The 24,360-nt window shown below is 42.2% G+C and carries 24 protein-coding genes, 1 tRNA gene and 1 pseudogene; 19 read left to right on the top strand and 7 right to left on the bottom strand.

The window, feature by feature from the left end:
* Nucleotides 1–430: 430 nt before the first annotated feature.
* From N518_RS0115495 to N518_RS0115475, 5 genes are all read left to right on the top strand, one after another.
* Entirely contained in the window at nt 431–1,393 is a 963-nt protein-coding gene (locus N518_RS0115495; RefSeq protein WP_005015903.1) for a transporter substrate-binding domain-containing protein, read from the top strand.
* A gap of 65 nt (nt 1,394–1,458) precedes the next feature.
* Nucleotides 1,459–2,202 carry an amino acid ABC transporter permease gene (locus tag N518_RS0115490; RefSeq protein WP_005015905.1) on the top strand — a complete coding sequence of 248 codons (744 nt, stop codon included), beginning with the start codon at nt 1,459–1,461 and terminating at the stop codon, nt 2,200–2,202.
* Between the two features lies 1 nt (nt 2,203).
* Nucleotides 2,204–2,887: an ABC transporter permease subunit gene (locus N518_RS0115485; RefSeq protein WP_005015907.1), complete on the top strand. Its 684-nt coding sequence runs from the start codon at nt 2,204–2,206 to the stop codon at nt 2,885–2,887.
* Nucleotides 2,888–2,901: 14 nt separating this feature from the next.
* The gene (locus N518_RS0115480) at nt 2,902–3,627 is read left to right on the top strand and encodes an amino acid ABC transporter ATP-binding protein (protein ID WP_171053876.1); all 726 of its coding nucleotides are present in this window, start codon (nt 2,902–2,904) and stop codon (nt 3,625–3,627) included.
* A gap of 402 nt (nt 3,628–4,029) precedes the next feature.
* The gene (locus N518_RS0115475) at nt 4,030–5,217 is read left to right on the top strand and encodes an ammonium transporter (RefSeq protein WP_005015913.1); all 1,188 of its coding nucleotides are present in this window, start codon (nt 4,030–4,032) and stop codon (nt 5,215–5,217) included.
* Nucleotides 5,218–5,263: 46 nt separating this feature from the next.
* Here N518_RS0115475 and N518_RS0115470 read toward each other — a convergent pair whose 3' ends face one another.
* Nucleotides 5,264–5,959 (bottom strand): HAD family hydrolase, encoded by a 696-nt coding sequence (locus N518_RS0115470; RefSeq protein ID WP_005015915.1) that lies wholly within the window; start codon nt 5,957–5,959, stop codon nt 5,264–5,266.
* 182 nt (nt 5,960–6,141) lie between these two features.
* On the opposite strand from N518_RS0115470, the gene N518_RS0115465 reads away from it, so the two are divergent.
* On the top strand, nt 6,142–6,708 hold the full coding sequence (locus N518_RS0115465; protein ID WP_005015917.1) for a hypothetical protein: 567 nt from the start codon (nt 6,142–6,144) through the stop codon (nt 6,706–6,708).
* A 118-nt stretch (nt 6,709–6,826) separates the two neighbouring features.
* Here N518_RS0115465 and N518_RS0115455 read toward each other — a convergent pair whose 3' ends face one another.
* Nucleotides 6,827–7,936 carry a porin gene (locus N518_RS0115455; protein WP_005015922.1) on the bottom strand — a complete coding sequence of 370 codons (1,110 nt, stop codon included), beginning with the start codon at nt 7,934–7,936 and terminating at the stop codon, nt 6,827–6,829.
* A gap of 346 nt (nt 7,937–8,282) precedes the next feature.
* Between N518_RS0115455 and N518_RS0115450 the strand changes: the two genes are divergently transcribed.
* The 3 genes from N518_RS0115450 (at nt 8,283) to N518_RS0115440 (ending at nt 10,306) form a co-directional block, all read left to right on the top strand.
* Nucleotides 8,283–8,906 carry a TetR/AcrR family transcriptional regulator gene (locus tag N518_RS0115450; RefSeq protein WP_005015924.1) on the top strand — a complete coding sequence of 208 codons (624 nt, stop codon included), beginning with the start codon at nt 8,283–8,285 and terminating at the stop codon, nt 8,904–8,906.
* Nucleotides 8,907–8,909: 3 nt separating this feature from the next.
* A complete protein-coding gene (locus N518_RS0115445; RefSeq protein ID WP_005015927.1) occupies nt 8,910–9,887 on the top strand; it encodes a zinc-binding dehydrogenase in 978 nt (325 codons plus the stop codon).
* 65 nt (nt 9,888–9,952) lie between these two features.
* Nucleotides 9,953–10,306: a DUF1304 domain-containing protein gene (locus tag N518_RS0115440; RefSeq protein WP_005015929.1), complete on the top strand. Its 354-nt coding sequence runs from the start codon at nt 9,953–9,955 to the stop codon at nt 10,304–10,306.
* 180 nt (nt 10,307–10,486) lie between these two features.
* Here N518_RS0115440 and N518_RS0115435 read toward each other — a convergent pair whose 3' ends face one another.
* Nucleotides 10,487–11,716 (bottom strand): MFS transporter, encoded by a 1,230-nt coding sequence (locus N518_RS0115435; protein WP_005024908.1) that lies wholly within the window; start codon nt 11,714–11,716, stop codon nt 10,487–10,489.
* Nucleotides 11,717–11,868: 152 nt separating this feature from the next.
* Between N518_RS0115435 and N518_RS0115430 the strand changes: the two genes are divergently transcribed.
* The 4 genes from N518_RS0115430 (at nt 11,869) to N518_RS0115415 (ending at nt 14,920) form a co-directional block, all read left to right on the top strand.
* On the top strand, nt 11,869–12,504 hold the full coding sequence (locus N518_RS0115430; protein ID WP_005015935.1) for a 1-acyl-sn-glycerol-3-phosphate acyltransferase: 636 nt from the start codon (nt 11,869–11,871) through the stop codon (nt 12,502–12,504).
* Nucleotides 12,505–12,560: 56 nt separating this feature from the next.
* Nucleotides 12,561–13,478 carry a patatin-like phospholipase family protein gene (locus tag N518_RS0115425; RefSeq protein ID WP_005404309.1) on the top strand — a complete coding sequence of 306 codons (918 nt, stop codon included), beginning with the start codon at nt 12,561–12,563 and terminating at the stop codon, nt 13,476–13,478.
* A gap of 92 nt (nt 13,479–13,570) precedes the next feature.
* Nucleotides 13,571–14,026: an NfeD family protein gene (locus N518_RS0115420; protein ID WP_005015941.1), complete on the top strand. Its 456-nt coding sequence runs from the start codon at nt 13,571–13,573 to the stop codon at nt 14,024–14,026.
* A gap of 39 nt (nt 14,027–14,065) precedes the next feature.
* Nucleotides 14,066–14,920 (top strand): SPFH domain-containing protein, encoded by an 855-nt coding sequence (locus tag N518_RS0115415; RefSeq protein WP_005015943.1) that lies wholly within the window; start codon nt 14,066–14,068, stop codon nt 14,918–14,920.
* A 265-nt stretch (nt 14,921–15,185) separates the two neighbouring features.
* On the opposite strand, the gene N518_RS0115410 is transcribed toward N518_RS0115415, so the two are convergent.
* The 3 genes from N518_RS0115410 to prpF all read right to left on the bottom strand — a co-directional run bounded on the left by N518_RS0115410 (nt 15,186) and on the right by prpF (nt 17,842).
* The gene (locus N518_RS0115410) at nt 15,186–16,094 is read right to left on the bottom strand and encodes a polyprenyl synthetase family protein (protein WP_005015945.1); all 909 of its coding nucleotides are present in this window, start codon (nt 16,092–16,094) and stop codon (nt 15,186–15,188) included.
* 26 nt (nt 16,095–16,120) lie between these two features.
* A complete protein-coding gene (locus N518_RS0115405) occupies nt 16,121–16,462 on the bottom strand; it encodes a zinc ribbon domain-containing protein YjdM (RefSeq protein WP_005015946.1) in 342 nt (113 codons plus the stop codon).
* A gap of 192 nt (nt 16,463–16,654) precedes the next feature.
* Nucleotides 16,655–17,842 (bottom strand): 2-methylaconitate cis-trans isomerase PrpF, encoded by a 1,188-nt coding sequence (gene prpF / locus N518_RS0115400; RefSeq protein ID WP_005015951.1) that lies wholly within the window; start codon nt 17,840–17,842, stop codon nt 16,655–16,657.
* Between the two features lie 332 nt (nt 17,843–18,174).
* Between prpF and N518_RS0115395 the strand changes: the two genes are divergently transcribed.
* From N518_RS0115395 to N518_RS0115375, 5 genes are all read left to right on the top strand, one after another.
* A complete protein-coding gene (locus N518_RS0115395) occupies nt 18,175–19,527 on the top strand; it encodes an amino acid permease (protein ID WP_005015952.1) in 1,353 nt (450 codons plus the stop codon).
* Between the two features lie 72 nt (nt 19,528–19,599).
* Nucleotides 19,600–19,672: transfer RNA gene (locus N518_RS0115390), tRNA-Arg, on the top strand.
* 143 nt (nt 19,673–19,815) lie between these two features.
* Nucleotides 19,816–21,480 carry a phosphoethanolamine transferase gene (locus N518_RS0115385; protein WP_026444502.1) on the top strand — a complete coding sequence of 555 codons (1,665 nt, stop codon included), beginning with the start codon at nt 19,816–19,818 and terminating at the stop codon, nt 21,478–21,480.
* A gap of 3 nt (nt 21,481–21,483) precedes the next feature.
* Entirely contained in the window at nt 21,484–22,161 is a 678-nt protein-coding gene (locus tag N518_RS0115380) for a response regulator transcription factor (protein WP_005015954.1), read from the top strand.
* 20 nt (nt 22,162–22,181) lie between these two features.
* A complete protein-coding gene (locus tag N518_RS0115375) occupies nt 22,182–23,498 on the top strand; it encodes an ATP-binding protein (RefSeq protein WP_026444501.1) in 1,317 nt (438 codons plus the stop codon).
* A 31-nt stretch (nt 23,499–23,529) separates the two neighbouring features.
* On the opposite strand, the pseudogene N518_RS16570 reads toward N518_RS0115375, so the two are convergent.
* A pseudogene (locus N518_RS16570) lies at nt 23,530–24,024 on the bottom strand (phosphatase PAP2 family protein); the annotation flags it as partial.
* Between the two features lie 59 nt (nt 24,025–24,083).
* On the opposite strand from N518_RS16570, the gene N518_RS0115365 reads away from it, so the two are divergent.
* Nucleotides 24,084–24,360 (top strand): transposase-like zinc-binding domain-containing protein (locus tag N518_RS0115365; RefSeq protein WP_026444032.1); only part of this gene is annotated, 277 nt, incomplete at its 3' end.

The raw sequence follows: 24,360 nt of genomic DNA, 5'->3' as shown, positions 1-24,360 counted from the left end.
AATGTTTTAAACAACATATAAGCTCTGCAAAGGATACACAATCTGTATTTTTAGCCCTAAGTAAAAAAATAGTTTTTTATTTTTCCTGCTTCATAAAAACAAGCCAGTCTCATCATGAGAGAAATGGAGTATAGAGTTGAAATACTATACGCGATCAAGCTCCTCTTACAGCCGTCAGTTGTAAGTAAAACTAATCACCCACATCCTTTTAAAATGATGCTTTTTTCACCATAATTTCTTTTATTTACAAACATTTGGATAAAAGTCCCTACAACTTCAGTCGTGGATATCTTCCACACCGATTATTAACATGCTAAAAGATAAGTTGAAAGATATATAAAAATATTTAATCGTTTAAAACAGGTAAACATTCAAGTGTTTATCTTGGGCAGGAACAGCAAGCTCACAACAATAGAAAAGGAGTTTTACCATGTCAAATAAAGTACGTGCAGCCTCAGTGCTGTGCCTGAGTACATTGATGCTCGGCCTTGTGGCCTGTAGTAACAATAATAATGCTCCTGCTAGTGAAAATAATGCTGCATCGGGGAATGCTGCAAATACAGGTTCAGCAGGTTCGGGGACATTGGAGAAGATCCGTCAGTCTGGCACTGTAGTACTAGGACACCGTGATTCATCTATTCCATTTTCTTATATTGCAGATAATCCAAACCAGCCGGTGGGTTATGCTCATGACTTGCAAATGAAGGTCGTAGAAGCTCTCAAGCAGAAACTGAACAAACCGGATCTGAAAGTGCGTTACAACCTGGTGACCAGCCAGAACCGTATTCCTTTGGTTTCAAATGGTACCGTCGATCTGGAGTGCGGCTCAACCACCAACAATAAGGAACGTCAGCAACAGGTCGACTTTTCGGTTGGTTTCTTCCAGGTCGGTTCTCGTCTGCTTACAGCGAAAGACTCAGGTATTAAGGATTTTTCTGACTTAAAAGGCAAAAAGGTCGTAACCACCGCCGGCACAACTTCTGAACGTTATATCCGTCAGCATGCACAGGAACTGGGGATTGGTGAAGTTATTTCTGCCAAAGACCATGCTGATTCATTCTTAATGCTGCAAAACGGCCGTGCGGCAGCCTTTATGATGGATGATATTCTGCTGGCTGGTGAAAAGTCTAAAGCCAAAGAACCAGACAAGTGGGTAATTGTAGGTACACCACCGATTCAGGAAGTTTATGGCTGTATGCTGCGTAAAGGTGACAAAGAATTTAAACAGGTAGTTGATGACGCAATCAAGGCCACTTATGCCTCTGGTGAAATCAACGATATGTATAAAAAGTGGTTCCAGCAGCCAATTCCACCAAAAAATATTAACCTGAACTTCCCAATGTCGGAACAAGTAAAAGCCCTGATCAGCAATCCGCATGACCGGGATCAGTAAGTCCTGATTTTAGACAGTCATCGTCAGGCCAGATATCTTCTGACCTGCTTCTGTCAGGAGTTTTCATGAATTATAGCTGGAATTGGTCAGTACTGTTTCAGTCGACTGGTGTAGGTGACAGCACTTATTTGCAATGGGTATTAATCGGTCTGGGCTGGTTACTGGTCATTGCGCTGGTGGCCTGGAGTATTGCCATGGTGCTGGGGAGCATCCTAGGAATTATGCGCACCCTGCCCAGTAAGACTGCACGTACTATCGGCACTGCTTATGTAACACTTTTTCGTAATGTTCCCTTATTGATTCAACTGTTTATCTGGTTCTATGTAGTCCCGAACTTTTTGCCTGGTCCGGTCAAGGACTGGTGGATGAACGACTTAAGCTCAAATGCCAGTGCACTCATCTCGGCCAGTGTCGGATTGGGCCTGTTTACTGCCGCACGTGTCTGTGAACAGGTACGTACCGGTATTGAGGCATTGCCACGTGGCCAGATCAATGCAGGTTATGCCATGGGCTTTAGTACATCACAGTTATACCGCTATGTCATTCTGCCACAGTCATTCCGGACGATTTTGCCGCCGCTCAGTTCCGAGCTGACCAACTGTGTTAAAAACACTTCAGTTGCTTCACTGGTCGGGGTAGCGGAAATCATTTCACAGATGAAAACCATTAGTGAATATACCCAAAATACTATTGAAATTTATACCTTTGTGACCCTGATTTTTATTGTGATCAATGTCTGCCTCATTTTACTGATGACCCTGTTGGAACACCGTTTACGTGTTCCGGGCCTGATTGCAGGAGGCAAATAATATGGAATGGCTCACTTCGTTTCTACAGGATTTACAGGCTTCTGGTCCGGCACTCTGGTACGGCATGACCATCACCCTGAAAGTTGTCTGTATTGCCACCCTTGGCGGAATTCTGATTGGTACCCTGCTGGCCCTGATGCGCCTGTCTTCTTTTAGAATACTTAATCTGGTGGCACAGGCGTATGTAAATCTGTTCCGTTCCATTCCCCTGCTGCTGGTGCTGATGTGGTTCTACTTTGCAGTTCCATTCATTTACACCACAATAACCGGACGTTTCCTGACTATAGATACTGCTTTGGTTTCCAGTATCGTAGCCTTCATGCTGTTTGAAGCAGCCTATTTCTCGGAAATTGTACGTGCAGGCATACAGTCAATTCCACGAGGCCAAAGTGCTGCGGCTTATGCTCTAGGAATGACATATAGCCAGAACATGCGGCTGGTTGTTTTGCCTCAGGCCTTTCGCAAGATGACTCCTTTACTGCTACAGCAGACTATTATCCTGTTTCAGGATTCAACCATGGTTTATGCCATTGGTCTGCTGGATTTCTTCCGCAGCAATTATGTCCGCGGTGACCTGATGTCACTGCTCACTCAATACATCCTGTTTGCCGGTCTGGTCTATTTCACCATTAGTGCACTGGCAACATATACCGTAAGAAGATTACAAAAAAGGTTACATGTATGAATGATCAAAAGATCATGATTGATATGCACAATGTCAGCAAGTGGTATGGCAAGTTTCAGGTACTCACAGACTGTACCACCCAGATTCGTCAAGGTGAAGTGGTAGTAGTCTGTGGCCCATCAGGTTCCGGGAAATCCACTTTAATCAAAACAGTCAATGGTCTGGAAACTATCCAGCAGGGACAGATTCTGGTTGATGGTATTGCGATTAATGACCCCAAAACCGATCTGAACAAATTGCGTAGCCGGGTTGGTATGGTATTTCAGCATTTTGAACTGTTTCCTCACCTCAGCATTACTGAGAATCTGACTATTGCCCAGATTAAGGTATTGGGTCGCAGTGAAGCTGAGGCCAAGAAAAAAGGCCTGGCATATCTGGACCGTGTCGGTTTAAGTACTCAGGCAAACAAGTACCCGGCCGAGCTTTCCGGTGGCCAGCAGCAACGTGTGGCAATTGCCCGTGCTTTAAGCATGGACCCAATTGCCATGCTATTTGATGAACCCACCTCTGCTCTTGATCCGGAAATGATTAATGAAGTACTGGACGTAATGGTTGAACTGGCTAAAGAAGGTATGACCATGATGTGCGTAACTCATGAAATGGGTTTTGCCCGTCAGGTCGCAGACCGGATTATTTTCATGGATCAGGGTAAAATCGTGGAAGACTGTAGCAAGCAGGAGTTTTTCACAACGCCTCGGGGTGAACGTGCTCAGCAGTTCCTGAACAAGATTCTGCATTAAAAAAATTGATGAGAACAAGCAGATCATATGATCTGCTTTTTTATAGTGTTTAAGATTAAATCCAGGTTTACAGTTAGTTTTGTTAAATTTTCAACCTGATTCTCTACTGTTTATCTTTAGCTTGAAAATGCACTTTTTCATAGCACAATTTCATAACCAGCCTTATATTCATAAAAAATAGTATATATTTATCAATAGATTAAATCATAAATAGACTATATTCTCCTGCCCCATCTTGGCGCAAAACTATAATTTAAACCTAAGTAATTGCTTTATATCGAGTCTTGTTATTTCTTAGCAAAACTTAATCAATATTTTCCGTCTTCTCCTCTCTTTTACTTAAATTTGGCATGGTTATACTGACTGAGTTTTAGGTCAGTTGCACCGAATTGGAACCTCATTATGCAGAATATGGATTTATTTTTTCTCCTTCTTGGTGCAATTCTGGTACTTGCCATGCATGCCGGATTTGCTTTTTTAGAATTGGGAACTGTACGTCATAAGAATCAGGTGAATGCCTTAAGTAAAATTCTGACAGACTTCTCGATTTCTGCCTTGGCTTATTTTTTTGTTGGTTATTATATTGCCTATGGTCATCATTTTTTTCACCTAGGTGCAACGCTGGCTGAAGATCATGGCTATAACCTGATGCGCTGTTTTTTTCTGCTGACTTTCGCGGCAGCCATACCTGCCATCATCTCTGGCGGTATTGCTGAACGTGCCAAAATGCGCTCTCAAGCAATTGCGACTCTAGTTCTGGTTGCCTTAATTTACCCGTTCTTTGAAGGTATGATCTGGAACGGGAATCTGGGCCTCCAGGACTGGCTCAAGTCCAGTTTTGGTGCAAGCTTTCATGACTTTGCCGGTTCAGTGGTAGTCCATGCGATGGGCGGCTGGATTGCCTTGGCAGCTGTAATCCTTTTAGGCGCGCGTCGTGGCCGCTATAAAAAAGATGGACGGATCAGTGCACATCCCCCTTCTTCAATTCCTTTTCTGGCGTTGGGTTCCTGGATTCTGATTGTGGGCTGGTTTGGTTTTAATGTTATGAGTGCCCAGCGTCTGGATGCTATCTCCGGTCTGGTGGCCATTAACTCCCTGATGGCCATGACAGGTGGAACGCTGGCTGCCAACTTTATAGGTAAAAATGACCCTGGTTTTTTGCATAACGGACCACTTGCCGGATTAGTGGCTATCTGTGCCGGGTCAGATATTGTTCATCCAGTAGGTGCCTTAATTATTGGAGCACTGGCAGGTATTATTTTTGTCAAGCTGTTTACTTATACCCAAAACCGTCTAAAGGTAGATGATGTACTCGGTGTGTGGCCATTACACGGCGTATGTGGCGCTTTTGGTGGAATAGCAGTGGGAATATTTGGACAGCAGATATTGGGTGGTCTGGGCGGTGTTTCATTCATTTCACAGTTATTCGGTACTTTGCTGGTAATTGTTATTGCACTGGGCGGTGGTTTTTTAGTCTATGGCGTACTTAAACTGACTGTGGGTATCCGATTAAGTCAGGAAGATGAGTTTGTTGGTGCAGACCTCTCTATCCATAAAATTTCTGCTAATTCGGATGATAGTATGTTTTAAAATTCTGCTTATATGTGGCGGCCATCCAGGCCGCTTTTTAGCTTTATTAACCAATAAATTGCCAGATTTCCTCAAGTTTTTTAATTCTGGGGCTTATTAACTGAGCGTCATATGGATCTACTTCATGAAAGCCTTCCATCCAGACCGGATGCATTCCTGCATTTTGTGCGCCCTGAATATCATTTATGGGATGGTCACCAATAAACAGACATTCTTCAGGCATAACATTCAGCCGCTGACATACATATTGAAAAATTTCTGGCTCCGGCTTTTTAGAACCTGCTAGCTCCGAACTGACAATCAGGTCAAAATAGTGAGCGATATTTAAACCCTCTATAATTTTGAGTCGTGTGTCATGACCGCCATTTGACACTATTGCCAGTTTAAAACCCTGCTGTTTTAGCTCTTGCAATACTTGTTCAGAGCCTTCCATCGGTACTGCATGCAGGCCAAACTGTTCAAACCAGAATGCCGTCAACTCATCAAAATCTACAGCATGATGCCATTTAAGTTCATGTTGTAATGCCTGTGCAACGGAAGCAGCAATACTCGGATGAGTTAGCAATTCCTTTTTGGGATAGCCGCCATTATCAATCCGGTTGATGATAGCTTTAATCTGCATTACATCCACCTCTCCCAGGTGCCGCTGATAATATTGGGCCAAATAGTAACTATAAGCCTCTACACTCTGGTCACGGTGTGTCAGAGTATTATCCAGATCAAAAAGGATGGCTTGAATCATACATCATATTCATAACTTAAAATTTAGAAAATTAGAGTAGCCTAATTGAGAATCGGCGTTATACTAATTTGTGTTAAAAACATACAGCAATTGCAACTATAACAACCAGCTCGATCATGACAGGGCTATTAGTCATCACAATAATTTAAATCATTTATCTTTTGCCAAGAATGAGTTACATGATGAAAAAAAGAGCATTTGCCTTCAGTATTAGCTTAGCCTCAATATGGATGAATTCAAGTTTTGCCGAACTTGTTTCCAAGACGACAGCTTCAGACTCAACTTTAAATATGCCCTTAGTTTATAACATGATGGCTACATCAACTCCGCATCAAACTGCTGAAAGTTTTACTGCATCTACAGCTGAAACGGTTTCCCCCATGAACAGTGCAAAGCAGACCCTAAATGATAATATGCACGTGATGAATGGTCCTAATCGTACTGCTTTGGATAAACTTTGTCAGGGAAAAATAATGGGAGAGAAAATTACCAGTAACAGTTATCGTCTGTCTGGCACATGCCGGCTCAGCTTCAAACCGAATAACCCTCGTGACTGGTCACGTCTGGAGCAGCATCAGTTCTACAATACAAGCGCTGATCCTACCAGCCGTTTGGGAATATATTCAAAATACCAACAGCTCTGTAAAGATAAAAAAGTAGGACAGTCAATTTATGTCGTAGTGAATAGACAAAAAATTAAAGGGGTGTGTCAGGCTCAGTTTCAGCCTGATTTACCTCAACGTAATTAACCGGTTTTTTCACTTGATTTAGCAAACTGCTGCTCATACGCTTCATTCGATATTGGTAAAAAACCGGGCTCAACAGTGCGAACCATATTATTCATTGGTCCTGTTCATACATAGAATTTTAGAATTTATATTCAAGTCCTATACCCCCTAGAGGCTGTTTATTTTTACTTTCACCCTGCTCGAGCGTTAAATAACCCGCATAACCATAGGTTTTGACCTGTTTATTTAGGGTATAGTCCGCACCTACCATATACTGCTGTGCTTCGTAATCTGGTGTGGCATTCTTAAATGAGGTGGTATTCTGGCTATATTGTGCCTTTAGAATCCAGTCTTGGGCCTGAGGCAGTTGATACTCTGCTCCGATCAGCCAGCCTTGTGCATCATCAATTGTCGCCGCACTCGTTGCATTTCCGGCTGCATCCGCCACTTTTGAACTCTGATAGAGTACTTTCAGATACAGAGGCTGGTTCAAATGAATCCGTCCCACTGCCCGAACGGTATTTGCTGCTGCGAATATACCGCTGCTTAAGGGTTCCGGCTCGGAAGCATTTAAAATACCTCGTCCAAGAAAATTACTTGGGATAGCTTTATCATAGGCAATGCCTGCATTAAACAGTTGATGGTCATAGATGATCGCTGTAGAGAACGCATCACCTAAACCACGCCCAGCTGTTTTAACACCGCCACTGGATTTTTTAATACCTGAAGCTTCTCCAGTTGCCAGTAGCGTATTTATTTTAAGATTTCCTTCCGCTACAGGAATAGCGGGTGATTCATAAACCAGCACATTGTCTACCCTGTTTTCACCAGTAAAAATACCGGCAACATCTGCCTTATTAGCCACATAATTATTAAAGCTATCTACCACACCGGACAGCTGCTTAAGGGGTGTATCATGTTTGCCCAGCTTGAGTGTACCAAGTCTGATATCTTTTAAGCCTATAAAGCGGTTACGCTGGTCAAAATCGGTGTTATCACCATCTGCATAAAAGGTCCATTCAGCAGCATAGATTGCACTTAAACGCTCGTTCAGTTTTTCCTCGCCCTTGATTCCAATAAAGCTACTATTACTATTAATTTCCCAAACGTCTTTATCAGAAACACCCGAACCATTATTTTCTGGAAGATAATCCAGACTTACATCGATCTCCCCATAAATGGCTGGTGCAGCGAAAGATGTGCTTGTAACCAGACTCAAGATTAGCCCCGTTAAAATTTTCATTTTCATGATTTACTCGTGATTGGTTTGTAACGGATCTTAGCGAGCCCTGTGATTGAATAAAATCAATTATTTTTTATTTAAAAATCTGATTTTATTATTTATTTTTTTATTAAAAGCTTAGTTGTCTGCTCAAGAAAGGTATAGTTGTACCTGATACCTTTTATCTCCGCATGAGGTCCATTAAGTTAGATCAACTGCTAATAGTATCTGAATATAGAAAACAACTGAATGAGCGGTATTACAGATAAATACTGGCTGCATATAGTTATTTATTAAGATGCTTCAATATAAAACACTAGAATAATTTATTATTAAGTAGACGACTGGTCTATTATTAATTTATAGTAAAAGTATGAAACGATCAGACAAAAGTGAAGCAACGCGCCAACATATTTTAAGCAGTAGTTTTGAATTGGTACTGCATAAAGGCTTTGTTGGAGTGGGCTTACAGGAAATTCTCAAGAATTGCGATGTGCCTAAAGGCTCATTCTATTATTACTTTGCTTCAAAAGAGGCTTTCGGCTGCGCACTTCTACAACAGTATCTGGCTGATTACACGGTCAGGATTGACCAGTTGATGCAGCAAAAAGGCGGAAGCGCTTACCTACGTCTTCTGGCACTTTGGAAAGCATGGATTAACCCTCCTGCTCATGTTGAAGAAAGTATTCATGGCAGAGGCTGGGCAGAAAACTGTCTGATCGTCAAGTTAGCAGCAGAAGTTTCAGATTTATCTGAAGATATGCGTCAAATTTTGAACTTTGGCGTGCATAAGTTAACAGAACGTATTACGAGTCTACTTAAAGAAGGACAACAAGACGGTTCAATTTCCTTACATATTGAACCTGAAAAACTGGCGCAAACAATGTATCAACTATGGTTGGGTGCAGCTTTATTGGCAAAACTTGCACAAGATAAGCAACCACTCTATCTCGCCTTGGAAACCACCCAACAATTATTAAAACCTTTAAAGGAATAGCAAATGCAAAGTATTATTCATCATCAGTTTGGCGAACCCGTTGAGGTTTTGGAAACTGCCGATATGCCACAACCCGAGCCGAAAGCTGGCGAAGTACGTATTAAAACAATTTTATCTCCAATGCATAACCATGATATATGGACTGTGCGTGGCAGTTATGGCTATAAGCCCACACTTCCCGCAATTGGTGGTAGTGAAGCTGTAGGGATAATCGACGCACTGGGTGAAGGTGTGCAAGGTGTAACAGTGGGTCAGCGTGTGGCAGTTGCTGGAGTTCATGGTAGCTGGGCCGAATATTTTATTGCGCCAGTGCAGGGTCTCGTCCCTTTAATTGATGCAATTGATGACGAAACTGCGGCTCAGTTAATTGGGATGCCAATCAGCGCATTAATGCTCTTAGACTTTATCAATCTGCCTGCAGATTCATGGCTAATTCAAAATACTGCAAATGGTGCGGTGGGTAAAACTGTGGCTATGATCGCAAAAGCGCGTGGTCAGAAGGTAATTCATCTGGTTCGTCGGCACGAAGCAGTCACTGAAATGCAAGCCTTGGGTATCAAGAATGTAGTCGCAACAGACCAGGCAGATTGGAAAAATCAGGTGAAAGCCATTCATGCTGATCAGCCTCTTATAGCCGGTGTAGACTCAATTGGTGGTCAAGCCAGTGGTGAAATGCTCGCTTTACTGAGCGATAATAGCCTATTGGTTTCATTTGGCAGTATGACAGGTGAAACCATGCAGATTTCCTCAGGAGATCTGATTTTTAAACAGGCCACTGTCAAAGGCTTTTGGGCAAGCGTCGTCAACAAGCAGTTATCTGTTGAACGCAAAAAGGCGCTAATTACAGAATTATTGACGCTTGCAGCGCAAAAAAAATTACTACTTCCTGTTGAAGGTATATTCAGCTTTGCACAAATTAAAGAAGCTGCACTGAAAGCCACTCAAGGTGCACGTCAGGGCAAAGTACTTCTTAAACCGTAATTTTTTATCCCAGATCAGCTACGAGGCTGATCTGGCGTTATTCATCAATAATAAGGATAAAGTATATGATCGGACAAATTCTGATTGTTTTGATTGCACTGCTACATCTCTATATTTTAGTTTTAGAAATATTTTTATGGGATAAGCCCTCTGGTTTAAAAGCATTTGGTAATACTCTTGAAAAAGCACGGTTGACTAAAGTCATGGCGCAAAATCAAGGCTTATATAATGGTTTCTTGGCAGCTGGCCTGCTCTGGTCATTGTATGCACCTGAGAGCTATGCACTGGCACTCGCCAATTTCTTCTTAGGCTGCGTCCTGGTTGCAGGAATATACGGTGGACTGACCGCAAGTAAGAAAATTATATATATTCAAGCACTACCTGCCCTTGTTGCCTTGATTGCAGTGAATCTTTTCTAAATTTATTAATTAATAAAAATTATTTATAAGGCAAAATGAAAATATTTAATTTTCACACACCATACTAAATTTGGTTTATATAACTTTTATTGTTTAAAGTTCTTATAAGAATAAAACCATATACTTTTTTCTATCACCTGAATACAGCACAACAAATAGTCCTTATACATCCGAAGGATGCTAACTGGCTTTCGTCCAGAGCCAAATTGGATACATACACAATATTGAAATGCCTATAATAATATTCAGATAATAGGCATAACCTAGCCAGTCTCCGGCGATACCACTTAACGTGTACAGTAGCCCACTGATTGTTGCCATAACGGCAACCTGAAAAGTGAAATCTGTACCGGCATATTGTTTTCTTGAATATTGCATTACCAGTGTGAGCATGACCACCAGTAACATGGCAGAAATCATGTCTTCAGCTGCATTAATGCAATAGATTAACCAGTGACTTACCTTATACCGCTGGTCATAACAATAAGCCAGCCAAGCGTATGCGATTAAACTTAGAACCTTGAAAAAAGAAAACAGGAATAAAGCCTGTGTACGACGCATCCATCTTAATAGCGTACCAGCCAATACTGCTCCGAAAAGTGCTGCAACAGCACCTAATATTGTAATGTAAATACCAATCTGTGAAAGGCTGAGTCCCAGATCGACCATCAGTGGTTTTAACAGCGGTCCGGATAGTCCATCTGCCACTTTAAAAGTGACTAACACGCCTAACCAGGATTTTAAAATCCGGTTATTCAGGAAATAGTTAAAATACTGTCTGATGCTTTGCTTGCAGGATATTTTTTCGTAAAAGACCGATACTTCTTTTGCGGGCTCTTTAAATAAAACAATGGGTAGCGTATTTAAAAGAACCAAAGCTGCCAGTACTAAAAATGTAGGTTGCCAGCTTAACCAGTCCAATGCCCAGAGCAAAGCTCCGCCTCCTACTATAAAGCCCAAACGTGAGCCAATGACCTGAAAAGTGTTACCCCAATGCTGTTGTTTGAGGGTAAGCAAATGAACAGCCAGTCCATCTGTAGCTACGTCTTGGGTGGCACCTGCCAGATTTAGCAGCATCAAGGCAGCAAAAAAAGTGAGTAAAAAAACGGGCTGGTCAAGTGCCTGAATCGGCAAGAATGACAGGGCAATTAATATTAAAACACTGCATAACTGTGTAGGGATAATCCAGCTACGATAATGTCCAAACCGTTGAGTACCATAACGGTCAATCCAGGGTGCCCAGAGAATTTTGATTGACCACGGCAGCATCAACAGGCCAAAGCCGCCAATATGTGCCAATGATACCCCTTGCATACGAAGAATGACAGGTAAGGCATGTGTCATAAAACCAACAGGTAGGCCTTGCGCCCAGTACAACGAAAACAGCAGCAGATAAAGATGCCGGGACATTTACTTTACTCGGTTATTCAGGAGTATTTTTGTGCTGCTCACACTGTCCATGATGCTCATTCCCATAAACCAAGCTTCAGATATTTTGCCAATGTATCAGCTGTGACATCGGATTAAGATTTAAAATACGCCACTACTTAAAAAACCAAAGCATGTTACAACATTTTCCCCGTCTTCCCAATCTGGTTCCCTCACGCGGTACAGCAGCTACTCGGCTTTTATGCCAGAAACTGTTTCTGGCACAGGGCTGGACTTTTGAGGGTAAATTTCCCAATCTGCCTAAAGCTGTTGCAGTGGTATCACCCCACACTTCCAATATTGATGGCTGGTACGGTTTTTTGGTGATTGGGGCACTGGGATTAAAAGTAAACGTGTTTGGAAAAGATAGCCTATTCAGATTCCCTTTTAAGTCTTTACTCAAATGGATAGGTATTATTCCAGTCAAGCGTAACAGTAACAATGGCCTGACTGTACAGGCAGTGGAAAAAATCCACTCTACTGACAAAATCTGGATTGCCCTCGCCCCAGAAGGCACCCGAAAACGTGCCGAGAAAATCAAAAGCGGTTTTTACTGGATTGCTTATCAGGCAGATATTCCAATAGTCATGTTTTCTTTCGACTACAAGCACAAAAAAGTTTATTGCCTAGGCGCCATGCAGCCTACAGGCAACTATGAAGCAGATCTGGAGTATATCCTGAAACAATATCAGGGGAAATTCTTTCCCAAAAAACCAGAGTGGCTGGCCCTACCCTTACAAAAACTGCTGGAAAATGCTGGCAAAAATTAAGCAAATCTGCTGTGATGGACATATCTTTTCTGATCCAAGTCACTACTAAACTAAAGATGAAATTTGCACAGCTTACTTTTGCAGGAATACTGGCACTAGCTCTTGCTGGATGTGACAAGACCGCCCAGACTCCACCGGTTACAACACAATTAAAGGCTCGTGAGCCCGTTATTGCCTTAGCACTTGGTGGTGGTGGTGCTAAAGGTTTTGCTCATATCGGTGTAATTAAAGTACTCGAATCTCACGGTATTAAACCTAAAATTGTTACAGGTACCAGTGCCGGTAGCTTTGTCGGTAGTATTTATGCCAGTGGTAAAACCCCATATCAGTTACAGCAGCTGGCACTTCAGCTTAAAGAGGCTGATATCCGTGATTTAACCCTTAATAGCCAGGGTATTATTTTAGGCCAAAAATTGCAGAACTATGTGAATAATCAGGTCAGCAATAAACCAATTGAAAAATTTCCAATCCGCTTTGCTGCAGTCGCAACACGTCTTGATAATGGTCAAAAAGCAGACTTTATTAAGGGGAATGCGGGACAGGCTGTACGGGCCTCATGCAGTATCCCGAATGTATTTGTGCCGGCAACTATTGGTAAAACCAAATATATTGATGGCGGACTGGTGAGCCCGATTCCGGTAAAAACTGCCAGGGATATGGGAGCGGACATTGTTATTGCGGTTGATATTTCAGCCAGACCAGATGCCAGCCGCCCGGTAAATATGTGGGGTTTACTGGACCAGACCATTAATATCATGGGCCAGCAAAGCATTAATGAAGAACTTGCACAGGCTAATGTGGTCATCCAACCTAAAGTCGGGCACTTAGGCGTACTTGACTTAAAAGCCAGCAATGAATCTATTTTAGAAGGCGAGAAAGCGGCGCAGCTTAAGATACGGGCTATTCAAGGTGCGATTCAGCAATTTAAGAAGTCACCTGCGGCCTTTAAGCCAGCCCCACGCCCAAAATTCTGAACAGCTGAAAATTTTTAAATTTTCATTGAGTTATTGATCTGTTACAGTGAAGACTCATCTTTTTGCTGTAACTTTAATCACCGGACAAAATTATGGAATTTGTAATTGAACCTTGGCACTGGTTTGTACTCGGCATTTTACTGATTCTGTCCGAGTTAATTCTTCCTGCCTTTGCCGCATTATGGTTTGGTATTGCTGCAATCATGGTCTGTATTTTGTTTTGGCTTTTTCCAATGATGAGCCTGACCACTCAGATCGTGATGTGGATTGTCCTGTCGATTCTATGTACCCTGCTCTGGTTCAAGTTTATCAAGCCTCTGTCTATCGATAAAACCAAGGCCGGGCTCTCAAGGGAGGCCACTATCGGCCAGATAGGCATGGTTATTCAGACCGGTATGGAACATGGCCAGATTAAAGTCCGTTTTCCCATGCCGTTACTAGGGTCGGATGAATGGAACTGCCGTACGCAAGATATTGTTCAAGTCGGTGATCGGGTACAAGTGACGGATATATCGGGAAATAACCTGGTCGTGCAGCGACACGGTTAACTGCACGTTACTATTATGAAAATATAAAGAGAAACCATCATGTCAGTCAGCACCATTATTGTTTTAGTCTTTTTACTCTTTGTAGGCGTAACTATTTTTAAAGGGGTGCGTATTGTTCCTCAAGGTTATAAGTGGATTGTTCAACGTCTGGGTAAATACCATACTACTTTGAATCCGGGTCTGAGTTTTGTAATTCCCTACGTCGATGAAGTCGCCTATAAAGTGACCACCAAAGATATTGTTCTGGATATTCCTTCACAAGAAGTGATCACCCGAGATAATGCCGTACTGCTGATGAATGCAGTAGCTTATATCAATCTGACTACACCAGAAAAAGCCGTCTATGGTATTGAAAACTATAGTTGGGCGATTCAGAATCTGGTACAGACTTCTTTACGTTCAATTGTTGGTGAAATGGATCTGGATGATGCACTTTCTTCACGTGATCATATCAAGGCCAAACTTAAAGCAGCCATTTCTGATGATATTTCAGATTGGGGTATCACTTTAAAAACTGTAGAAATCCAAGATATTCAGCCTTCTGCAACCATGCAGGCTGCAATGGAAGCGCAGGCAGCGGCTGAACGTCAGCGCCGTGCAACCGTAACGCGTGCTGATGGTGAAAAACAGGCTGCCATTTTAGAAGCTGATGGTCGTCTGGAGGCATCTCGCCGTGATGCAGAGGCACAGGTCGTATTGGCCGAAGCCTCACAAAAAGCTATTGATATGGTCACCTCAGCAGTAGGTGACAAGGAAATACCGGTAGCTTATTTGCTCGGTGAACAATATGTAAAAGCCATGCAGGATATGGCAAAATCCAACAATGCTAAAACGGTGGTTCTACCGGCTGATGTACTCAATACCATCCGCGGAATTATGGGTCGTCATAACTAATCTTGACTGATTTTATTAAAACAGGTGGCTTGCTTAATAGCCGCCTGTTCTTATTTTATTAATATTAAATAGAGTTTAATAACAAATAACGGAAGTAAAACTTGAGTCTCGGCAGAAAGACTTTGAGCAAAACACCCATAAATTACTCAATAAAAACTGCTTTAAACAGACTGATAGTTAGAAAAAATAGTTTTATGAGCGCATTTTTTATATAAAAAGGAGCTTAACATGCTCCTTTTTAATTACAGGGTTTTATTGGCCAGATCTAGCTTTTACGTGACAGTAAGAAGCGGGATATTGTATTGAGCTCTTCAGCAGCCTCTCCAAAATATTCAAGCGCACTAAAAGCCTGATCATGGAGTTGCTTGGCATAAAGCTGTGCCTGTTCAAGCCCCATCAAAGCAGGATAAGTTGACTTTTCGACCTGCTCATCTTTACCGGCCGTTTTACCCAGTACTTCTGTTTCAGACACAATATCCAGAATATCATCCTGTACCTGAAATGCCAGACCAATTGCCTGTCCATATTGGCGAAGTTGTGGAATAGCCTGATCCGTACCATTAAATATAGTCACCGCAGCCATCATGATCGCCGCCTGAATCAATGCGCCTGTCTTATTGCGGTGAATATTTTCCAGCTGGCTTTGGTCTACCTGCTTGCCTTCAGCCTGTAAATCCATCACCTGGCCACAAACCATTTTTGAGCTTGCAGTAGCCAATATCTGCATCTGTCTTAATACAACTGCCTGGTCTACCGCCACACCTTGATCAAACAGGCGGCTACCCAGAACTTCAAATGCCATTGACTGTAATATATCACCAGCCAGTAATGCAGTGTCTTCACCAAAAGCAACATGACAGGTAGGCTGACCGCGGCGCAGCAGATCATTATCCATACATGGCAAATCATCATGTGCCAGCGAATAGCAATGGATCATTTCGATCGCGACCGCAGCACGGCGCACAGCTGCAAAATTGGAGTTGGGCTGCAGGGCCGCTGTTGCATAACAGAGTGCAGGACGGACCCGTTTACCTCCGAGCATGACTGCATGATATACCGCACTTTTTAAAGGCTCTGGTAAGGAAAACGCCTCCAGCGCACTGAGCAGGTCCTGCTGGATACGTTCTTGCGCCTGTTTTAATATCTCTGCTTTAACTGCGGGTATTGCTGACACAAATAGCCTCAATATCTTCTGTTCGGTTAGACTTTTTTAACAAATTCGGATTTAAGTTTCATGGCTCCAATTCCGTCAATCTTACAATCAATATTATGATCACTATGCTCAATCAGGCGAATATTTTTAACTTTTGTACCTATTTTTACGATCTGTGAGGAACCTTTAATTTTCAGGTCTTTGATCACACTGACTGTATCCCCATCCTGAAGCAGATTACCTACCGCATCCTTAACTGTAAAAGTTTCGGTCTCTATCATGTTGGATGCTGGCCACTCGTGCGCACATTCAGGACAGATATAAAGTTCCTGGTCTTGATAGGTAAATTCAGAGTGACACTGTGGGCACGCAGGAAGTTGGTCAGTCATGAGGTTATCCTTATCAAAAGTAAGAGCATCATACTGCTTTCCGCCTGTTTTCTCTATGGCTCAGTTCGAAAGTATTATAGCACCCCCTATTTTAGGGAGAAAATCACATTGGCTCTTTATAATCAAAAGAGGAAATATAAAAAATACCAGCCTGACTTTGAAGACTGGTATTTTTTAATTTAATGTCTTTGGTTAAAAACAGTCGCCCGGTACACGAACCCAGCCTTCCATCAGCACACGGGCACTCCGGCTCATAATGGCTTTCCTGACAGTCCATGTTCCCTGCTGCTGTTCAGCTTGTGCGCCCACACGTAAGGTCCCGGAAGGATGTCCGAAACGGACGACTTCACGCTCTCCCCCACCAGCAGCGAGATTTACCACAGTGCCTGGGACTGCCGCCGCTGTTGCTATAGCAACTGCAGCAGTACCCATCATAGCATGGTGTAGTTTACCCATCGACATCGCACGGACCAGCAGGTCAATATCTTCCTGCTTGACCTGCTTTCCACTGGAGGCCATATAAGTAAGCGGGGGCGCCACAAAAGCAATTTTCGGCGTATGCTGACGGGAGGCTGCCTCAGCTATATCCTGTATCAGTCCCATTTTAAGAGCACCAAAGGCACGAATAGTTTCCAGACGTGCTAGCGCTAAAGGGTCAGTATTAATCTGTTCTTGTAACTCCGTGCCGGTATACCCTAAATCTGCTGCATTTAAAAAAATAGTGGGAATGCCTGCATTAATAAATGTAGCCTGAAAACTGCCTTCTCCAGGAACCTCGAACATATCGATGACATTGCCGGTAGGAAACATACTGCCCCCCTCACCATCATCATCGGAAGGATCTAAAAACTCAATTTGAACTTCGGCTGCCGGAAAGGTCACACCGTCCAGCTCGAAATCTCCAGTTTCCTGAACCTGCCCTTGCGTTACAGGTACATGTGCAACAATTGTTTTACCAATATTGACCTGCCAGATTTTTACGGTACATATACCATTTTCAGGAATACGATTAGCATCGACCAGTCCGTTACTAATAGCAAAAGACCCAACTGCTGCGGTCAAATTGCCACAGTTACCACTCCAGTCAACGACAGGCTGGTCAATTGAGACCTGTCCAAACAGATAGTCGACATCATGTTCTGCGCGGGTACTTTTAGACAGGATCACCGTTTTACTGGTGCTTGAGGTCGCTCCACCCATCCCATCAATCTGTTTGGTATAAGGGTCTGGACTGCCGATCACACGCAGTAAAAAATGATCACGCGCCTGACCTGCTTCGCGAGCCTTCTCAGGTAAATCATCAAGTTTAAAAAATACACCTTTACTGGTTCCGCCACGCATATAGGTAGCGGCGACTTTAATTTGTGGTACTGAACTCATTGCTGTTTTAATTCCTGTCATTCTTTATGATTATTGCTGGGCAAATGTGGGCTATCCAATCCCGGTTCATATTAAAGGTTTTTTAAACTGCTGTGCAGGCTATTCCTGTTCGAGTCTGAAACCGGCAGAATTATTTTATAGACTAGTCAGACTAAATTTAAATACTCAACCATCCCGATTCTATAAATAACAGCCTTACATCTCGCTAAGTTATTTATTTTTATTAAATTTATAAAAGAGCTTAAGATTCAGCAGCAAGCAATTAGTCTGACTAGGCTAATAAGTTGCAATACATTACAATACTTGACTTAGTCATCGTCGAGCTGAGCACTTTGAACAATAATACATCGCAACTTCAGCGTGGCTTAAAAAACCGTCATATCCAGCTTATTGCCATGGGTGGAGCTATTGGTACCGGTCTGTTTTTAGGTTCTGCGCAGGTTATACAGTCTGCTGGTCCATCCATTATTTTAGGTTATGCGATCGGTGGATTAATTGCTTTTTTAATTATGCGCCAACTAGGTGAAATGATTGTACATGAGCCGGTTGCTGGCTCTTTTAGTCATTTTGCGCATAAATACTGGGGTAACTTTCCGGGCTTCTTGGCAGGCTGGAACTACTGGATTCTTTATATTTTAGTTGCAATGACAGAGCTGACTGCTGTTGCCAAATATATCAATTACTGGTGGCCGCATATTCCTGCGTGGGCTTCGGTACTCTTCTTTTTTGTAATCATTACTTTAGTTAACTTGGGTAATGTCAAGTTTTATGGTGAATCAGAATTCTGGCTATCCATTATCAAGGTGGCAGCAGTCATTTCCATGATTGTGTTTGGCCTTTATCTGATCTTTACTGCAGATGCCAGTTCTGGTGCATCTTTTAGCAATCTGTGGAGTCATGGCGGCTTTTTCCCGAATGGTTTTGACGGCCTGTTTTATATGCTGGCTTTCCTGATGTTTGCCTTTGGCGGGATTGAACTGATCGGAATGGCAGCTGCAGAAGCAGAAAACCCGGAAAAAACTATTCCTAAGGCTATTAACCAGGTAGTTTTCCGAATTTTACTGTTTTATGTAGGTTCACTCACCATCTTACTGTCACTGGTACCATGGAACCAGCTGGAACTCGGTGGTCTGGATAAAAGTCCATTTGTAATGATTTTTAGCCAGTTAGGTATTGGCTGGGCAGCTCATCTGCTGAATTTTATTATTCTGACTGCAGCCCTGTCAGTTTATAACAGCGGCATGTACGCCAATAGCCGTATGCTGTATGGTCTGGCTCAGCAAGGTAATGCGCCAAAAATATTCTTGAAGGTTAATAAGCAAGGTGTACCGATTCCTGCTGTGCTTTTTTCTGCACTTCTGATTTTCGGTTGCGTATTACTAAACTATCTGATTCCAGAAGATGCATTAGGTCATCTGATGTATGTGGTAGTAGGAGCTTTAGTACTGAACTGGGCCATGATTACGTTAACCCACTTAAAGTTTAAAGACTATATTCAGAAAAATGGAATTTTATCCAAATTTCCGGCACTGTTTTCACCTCTGAGCAACTATATCGTTTTAGTATTTATTGCTGTTGTACTCTACATTATGTGGACACAAGGCTTTAAAGAGTCTGTGCTGATGCTACCAATCTGGGTGGTTCTGATGCTAGTGCTTTATAAAATACTTAAACCTCGTGTGTAAAGTCCATAAAATTCTATTTTGAAAAAGTTATTGTTGAGACAGTAACTTTTTCATTTATAATAAGTCTTCTTTGTGCCTTTAGCTTAACTGGATAGAGCAGTTGCCTCCTAAGCGACCGACGTGGGTTCGAGTCCCGCAGGGCACACATCCTTTTAAATCAGTATACATCTCTTTAATGATTGCAAAGTCTTTTGCATATTTTGTCTCTCCTCTTCCCTGATTTAAGTATCATTTAAGTTTCAGCTTTTACATTAAAATTCCATACAAGCTGAAAGTATCAATGCCTTTATGATATTCAGACGACTCCAGAACAAGTTTCCGCCTATTTCACTTAATATCTTCAATTTAATCCTGTCTATATGGTTTGGCGTTGCCCTGAATCTTTCTTTTTATATGAAGATGATGCAGCTCACACCTTACCAGGGAATCAAGGCATGGTTATTTTTAATGGCAACAGTCATTGTAGTGGTGAGTATCTACAACCTGATTTTTCAGTTGCTGCAGTGGAAATGGAACATTCGATTCTTTGCTGTCATCTTCATTCTTTTAGGCGGTTTTTCAGCTTATTTTGTTAACAGTCTGGGCATAGGTATATCAGCTGACCAAATTCAGAATGCATTACAGACCGATCAGCACGAAGTATTGGATCTGCTCTCCTGGCAATTTGTTTTGTGGAGTCTTGGCTTTATCTTGCTGCCTTTATCATTGGTAGGCTTAGTCAAAATAAAAACTGAAGCTTTATCTAAAGTTTTTATTTCTAAAATATTCGGTGCGCTTACCTCATTGGTTCTGGCCGGCCTGATGCTATTTACCTTCTATATTGATTATGCAGCTATCTTTCGTGAACATCGTGATCTAAAAGGTATGATCAGCCCACAAAATGTAATCACATCTAGCATTTCGTATTATAAAAAGAAAGCGCCAAGACAGAATTTGCCGCTTCTTAAATATGGAGAAGATGCACATTTAATTTTACCGGTATCAGAGTCGAAAAAACCCCAGCTTATGGTTCTGGTAGTAGGTGAAACTGCCCGTGCCGAGAGCTTTGCTTTAAACGGATATACCAGAGCGACCAATCCAGAACTATCTAAACTGGATATTATAAATTTCAGTCAGGTCAGTTCTTGTGGAACAGCCACAGCAGTTTCAGTTCCCTGCATGTTTTCCGGTATGCCGCGCCAGCAGTATGATGAACAGTTGGCATCACACCGGGAAGGCTTGCTAGATATTGCCCAGCGTGCGGGCTACAAAGTAACCTGGGTAGATAATAACTCAGGCTGTAAAGGCGTCTGCAACCGCATAGAACAATATGAATTCAATAAATCCCTTAAACAGAAGTGGTGTATAGAGGGAGAATGTCATGATGAAATCTTGCCTGAGGCACTCCAGGCTTATCTGGCCAGTATTCCAGAGACCGATAAGGCACCACGCCTGATTGTTCTGCATCAGGCAGGTAGTCATGGCCCGGCTTATTTTAAGCGCTCAACAGCAGCATACCAGCCGTTCCAACCAACATGTAATACCAATGCCATTCAGGGTTGTAGTGCCGAGTCTTTAATTAATAGCTACGATAATTCAATAGTTTATACCGATCATGTGCTTGCCGAGCTTATACAAACCTTAGAAGGAAACCAACACTATCAGAGCGCGCTATGGTATTTGTCGGATCATGGTGAATCTACTGGAGAGCATGGTTTATATTTACATGGTTCGCCTTATGCCATTGCACCCAGCCAGCAAACCCATATTCCAATGTTAATGTGGTTTTCAGAGAGCTGGAAACAGCAGCACCCTGTGCAGTTCGCCTGTCTGGCCAACCAGAAACAGCAAAATCTGAGCCAGGATAATTTATTTCCTACCCTGCTCAGTCTGCTCAACATTAAGAGTGCAGTGATACAGCCACAGCATGATATGCTGCAACAATGCCATCATCTATCGGGCCTGAGGATATAAAAAATGAATAAAATCCTGATTATTGAAGATGATTTTATGATTGCCGAATCCACCATTACACTGCTGCAATATCAGCAGTTCGCAGTGCAATGGGTAAATAACGGTATTGATGGCCTAAAACTGCTTAAAACACAGGAATTTGATATTGTCCTGCTAGATCTGGGCCTCCCTCTTATGGATGGAATGCAGGTCCTCAAGCAGATCCGGCAGCAAAAACCGGCTCTTCCAGTTTTAATTATTTCTGCACGCGACCAGCTACACAACCGGGTAGATGGCTTGAATCAAGGTGCAGATGATTATCTGGTTAAGCCTTATGAATTTGATGAATTACTGGCACGTATACAGGCTCTATTACGTCGCAGCACTATAACCAGCATTCAGACCGAAACCGTACAGATACTACAACATGGCGACCTGATACTTGATCTGGAACAGCATTCTGCCCTGTTTAAAAATGAACATATTGACTTGTCCAAGCGTGAATGGGCTATCCTTATTCCCTTGATGAGTTATCCCTATAAAATTTTTTCCAGAAGCAGTCTGGAAGATAAGCTCTACGATATAGATTCTGAAATCAACAGCAATACCATTGAGGTCTATATACACCATTTACGCACCAAGCTCGGCAAAGACTTTATCCGGACTATTCGTGGTTTAGGTTACCGTCTGGGTCAGGCCTAAGCTTAAACAGCGAAGTTTTTATGTCATCAAATTACTCCTTAAAAAAACGGCTCATACTCTATATTTCATTCTTTAGTATCAGTTTAGGCTGTGTACTGGTCTTTTCAGCTTATCGTATTGCGCTTGAAGAAATTAATGAAATTCTGGATGCCCAGATGCAGAATCTGGCTGAACGTATTGCCGCCCATGGTCCAGAGCAGATCCAAAGCCAGTTTGATGAACATCAGCGCTACCATGAAGAAGATTTATTTGTAGATGTATGGGCATATACTGATCAAGATCATCAAAACCAGTCAAAGCGGCTGGTTGCACCGGTAGAAAAAGCCGGTTTTTATACACACCAGACTGCAAGTGATATCTGGCGGACTTATGTGCTCCCACTTGAGCATGACCAGATACAGGTTAGCCAGCAGCTTTCTGTCCGCCGGCATCTGGCACTAGAACTTGCGGGCAATATGTTTATTCCCTACTTGCTGTTTATGCCCTTGGTGCTCTGGGGATTAGGCTGGATCATCAGCCATAATCTTAAACCTTTAGACGAATTTAAAGAAGAAATTGCAAAGCGTGAGCCACATGAATTAGAACCGGTTCAAATATTTAAATATCCCCAAGAAATTGTACCAGTCCTTAATGAAATCAACTCTCTATTCAGCCGGATTCAGTATTCACAGCAAGAGCAGCGGCAATTTATAGCAAATGCAGCTCATGAGTTAAGAACACCGATTACTGCATTAAATTTGCAAATACAGATTCTGTTACAAGAGTTTCCTGACCATCCTGCTTTAAAGAACCTCAATAGAGGTTTAATGCGTGTCCAGCATCTGGTCAGTCAATTACTTAGCCTGGCTCAACAGGATGCAAATATTTTAGAAACTGAGCATAGTGTGCAGGTCAGAGTGAGCGATATCGCTACAAATTGTGTAGAGGAACTCATCCAGCTGGCAATACAAAAGAATATCGATCTGGGCATGGAGCAGCAGGATCCGGTGAGTATCCTGTCGGAACCCGCTATCATACACTCAATCATTTTTAATCTGATTGATAACGCCATTAAATACACGCCAGAGAATGGTGTAATTAATGTTTTCGTATATGCCAGAGAAAATGGAGCACTGATACAGATAGAAGACAGTGGACCAGGTATTGACCCTATGCTATACGAAAAGGTACTTCAGCGTTTTTACCGTGTTTATCAGCATACAGAAATTGGGAGTGGCTTAGGTCTGTCCATTGTTCATAAGGCAACCCAACGTTTAAAGGGACGGCTTAGTTTTACACACAGCCAGACATTAGGTGGCTTACAGGTCAATATATTTTTACCAGATAATATTCTTTAAAAAACCTGTAGAAAGTAGAGAGCCAGAATCTCTAGTCAGTAGTTAAAATTTGAGGAGAATACTTGAGGATAATCTGGTATATCAGAACATTTACACACCAGCAGATCCACAATGTCCATAGATTATGACTTAAAAAATGGGCACCACGCATCATCTGCGCCCAGCCCATTGCAAAACCAAGTATTAAGCCAGCCACAAGAAAGAAACAGGCCTTTTTTATATTAGATAAGCGGTAAACAAAATAGCCTGTTAATAAAGCAAAACCTGTTGAAGCATGGCCGCCTGGAAAGCAATGCCCATTTTTTGCTGAAAAATCCCAAGTAAACCCCGAAACAGAAGGGATAGTCATATTCCATGGACAAGCATATGCAGACTGCGACTTGATGAGACCAACGATACTGGTACATAACAGGGAGACCAGAAAAAAATAGCCCCACTTCATTTGATACATTTTAAGTTTTTGGCACTTAAATGAGCTTAACCAGCCCATAAAATAGCAGATATAAACAGCCATAATTATATCTTTGGTGGTGTTTCAAAAAGTATGCTGAAAAAAAGCAGGTTGGATTTTGATAAAATAGAGAAATGCGAATAACTCTAGAAATCAAGTGTCCAGCCTGCCTAAGTGACAGTATAAAGAAAAATGGCACAAAAGTAGATGGTAAGCAAAATTACCAATGTAAAATATGCAGACGTCAATTTATTGGTGATCATGCTCTCAGTTATCAAGGCTGTCACTCAGGTATCAAAACCAAAATATTACACCTCATGGTGCGAGGCAGTGGTGTCAGGGATATAGCAGAAATTGAAAGAGTAAGTATCGGTAAAGTTCTACGGACACTTAGCCAATCAAAATATCAAC

The sequence above is a fragment of the Acinetobacter sp. UNC436CL71CviS28 genome, from assembly GCF_000620525.1.
Lineage (GTDB): Bacteria > Pseudomonadota > Gammaproteobacteria > Pseudomonadales > Moraxellaceae > Acinetobacter > Acinetobacter radioresistens.
The sequence above is the reverse complement of the archived record's forward strand: the minus strand, read 5'-3'. Positions and strand labels throughout refer to the sequence as shown.

What these genes read in the sequence shown, in the direction of transcription:
- N518_RS0115495 (WP_005015903.1), top strand. Translation starts at nt 431, where the DNA reads ATGTCAAATAAAGTACGTGCAGCCTCAGTGCTGTGCCTGAGTACATTG.
- N518_RS0115490 (WP_005015905.1), top strand. Translation starts at nt 1,459, where the DNA reads ATGAATTATAGCTGGAATTGGTCAGTACTGTTTCAGTCGACTGGTGTA.
- N518_RS0115485 (WP_005015907.1), top strand. Translation starts at nt 2,204, where the DNA reads ATGGAATGGCTCACTTCGTTTCTACAGGATTTACAGGCTTCTGGTCCG.
- N518_RS0115480 (WP_171053876.1), top strand. Translation starts at nt 2,902, where the DNA reads ATGATTGATATGCACAATGTCAGCAAGTGGTATGGCAAGTTTCAGGTA.
- N518_RS0115475 (WP_005015913.1), top strand. Translation starts at nt 4,030, where the DNA reads ATGCAGAATATGGATTTATTTTTTCTCCTTCTTGGTGCAATTCTGGTA.
- N518_RS0115470 (WP_005015915.1), bottom strand. Translation starts at nt 5,959, where the DNA reads ATGATTCAAGCCATCCTTTTTGATCTGGATAATACTCTGACACACCGT.
- N518_RS0115465 (WP_005015917.1), top strand. Translation starts at nt 6,142, where the DNA reads ATGAAAAAAAGAGCATTTGCCTTCAGTATTAGCTTAGCCTCAATATGG.
- N518_RS0115455 (WP_005015922.1), bottom strand. Translation starts at nt 7,936, where the DNA reads ATGAAAATGAAAATTTTAACGGGGCTAATCTTGAGTCTGGTTACAAGC.
- N518_RS0115450 (WP_005015924.1), top strand. Translation starts at nt 8,283, where the DNA reads ATGAAACGATCAGACAAAAGTGAAGCAACGCGCCAACATATTTTAAGC.
- N518_RS0115445 (WP_005015927.1), top strand. Translation starts at nt 8,910, where the DNA reads ATGCAAAGTATTATTCATCATCAGTTTGGCGAACCCGTTGAGGTTTTG.
- N518_RS0115440 (WP_005015929.1), top strand. Translation starts at nt 9,953, where the DNA reads ATGATCGGACAAATTCTGATTGTTTTGATTGCACTGCTACATCTCTAT.
- N518_RS0115435 (WP_005024908.1), bottom strand. Translation starts at nt 11,716, where the DNA reads ATGTCCCGGCATCTTTATCTGCTGCTGTTTTCGTTGTACTGGGCGCAA.
- N518_RS0115430 (WP_005015935.1), top strand. Translation starts at nt 11,869, where the DNA reads ATGTTACAACATTTTCCCCGTCTTCCCAATCTGGTTCCCTCACGCGGT.
- N518_RS0115425 (WP_005404309.1), top strand. Translation starts at nt 12,561, where the DNA reads ATGAAATTTGCACAGCTTACTTTTGCAGGAATACTGGCACTAGCTCTT.
- N518_RS0115420 (WP_005015941.1), top strand. Translation starts at nt 13,571, where the DNA reads ATGGAATTTGTAATTGAACCTTGGCACTGGTTTGTACTCGGCATTTTA.
- N518_RS0115415 (WP_005015943.1), top strand. Translation starts at nt 14,066, where the DNA reads ATGTCAGTCAGCACCATTATTGTTTTAGTCTTTTTACTCTTTGTAGGC.
- N518_RS0115405 (WP_005015946.1), bottom strand. Translation starts at nt 16,462, where the DNA reads ATGACTGACCAACTTCCTGCGTGCCCACAGTGTCACTCTGAATTTACC.
- prpF (WP_005015951.1), bottom strand. Translation starts at nt 17,842, where the DNA reads ATGAGTTCAGTACCACAAATTAAAGTCGCCGCTACCTATATGCGTGGC.
- N518_RS0115385 (WP_026444502.1), top strand. Translation starts at nt 19,816, where the DNA reads ATGATATTCAGACGACTCCAGAACAAGTTTCCGCCTATTTCACTTAAT.
- N518_RS0115380 (WP_005015954.1), top strand. Translation starts at nt 21,484, where the DNA reads ATGAATAAAATCCTGATTATTGAAGATGATTTTATGATTGCCGAATCC.
- N518_RS0115375 (WP_026444501.1), top strand. Translation starts at nt 22,182, where the DNA reads ATGTCATCAAATTACTCCTTAAAAAAACGGCTCATACTCTATATTTCA.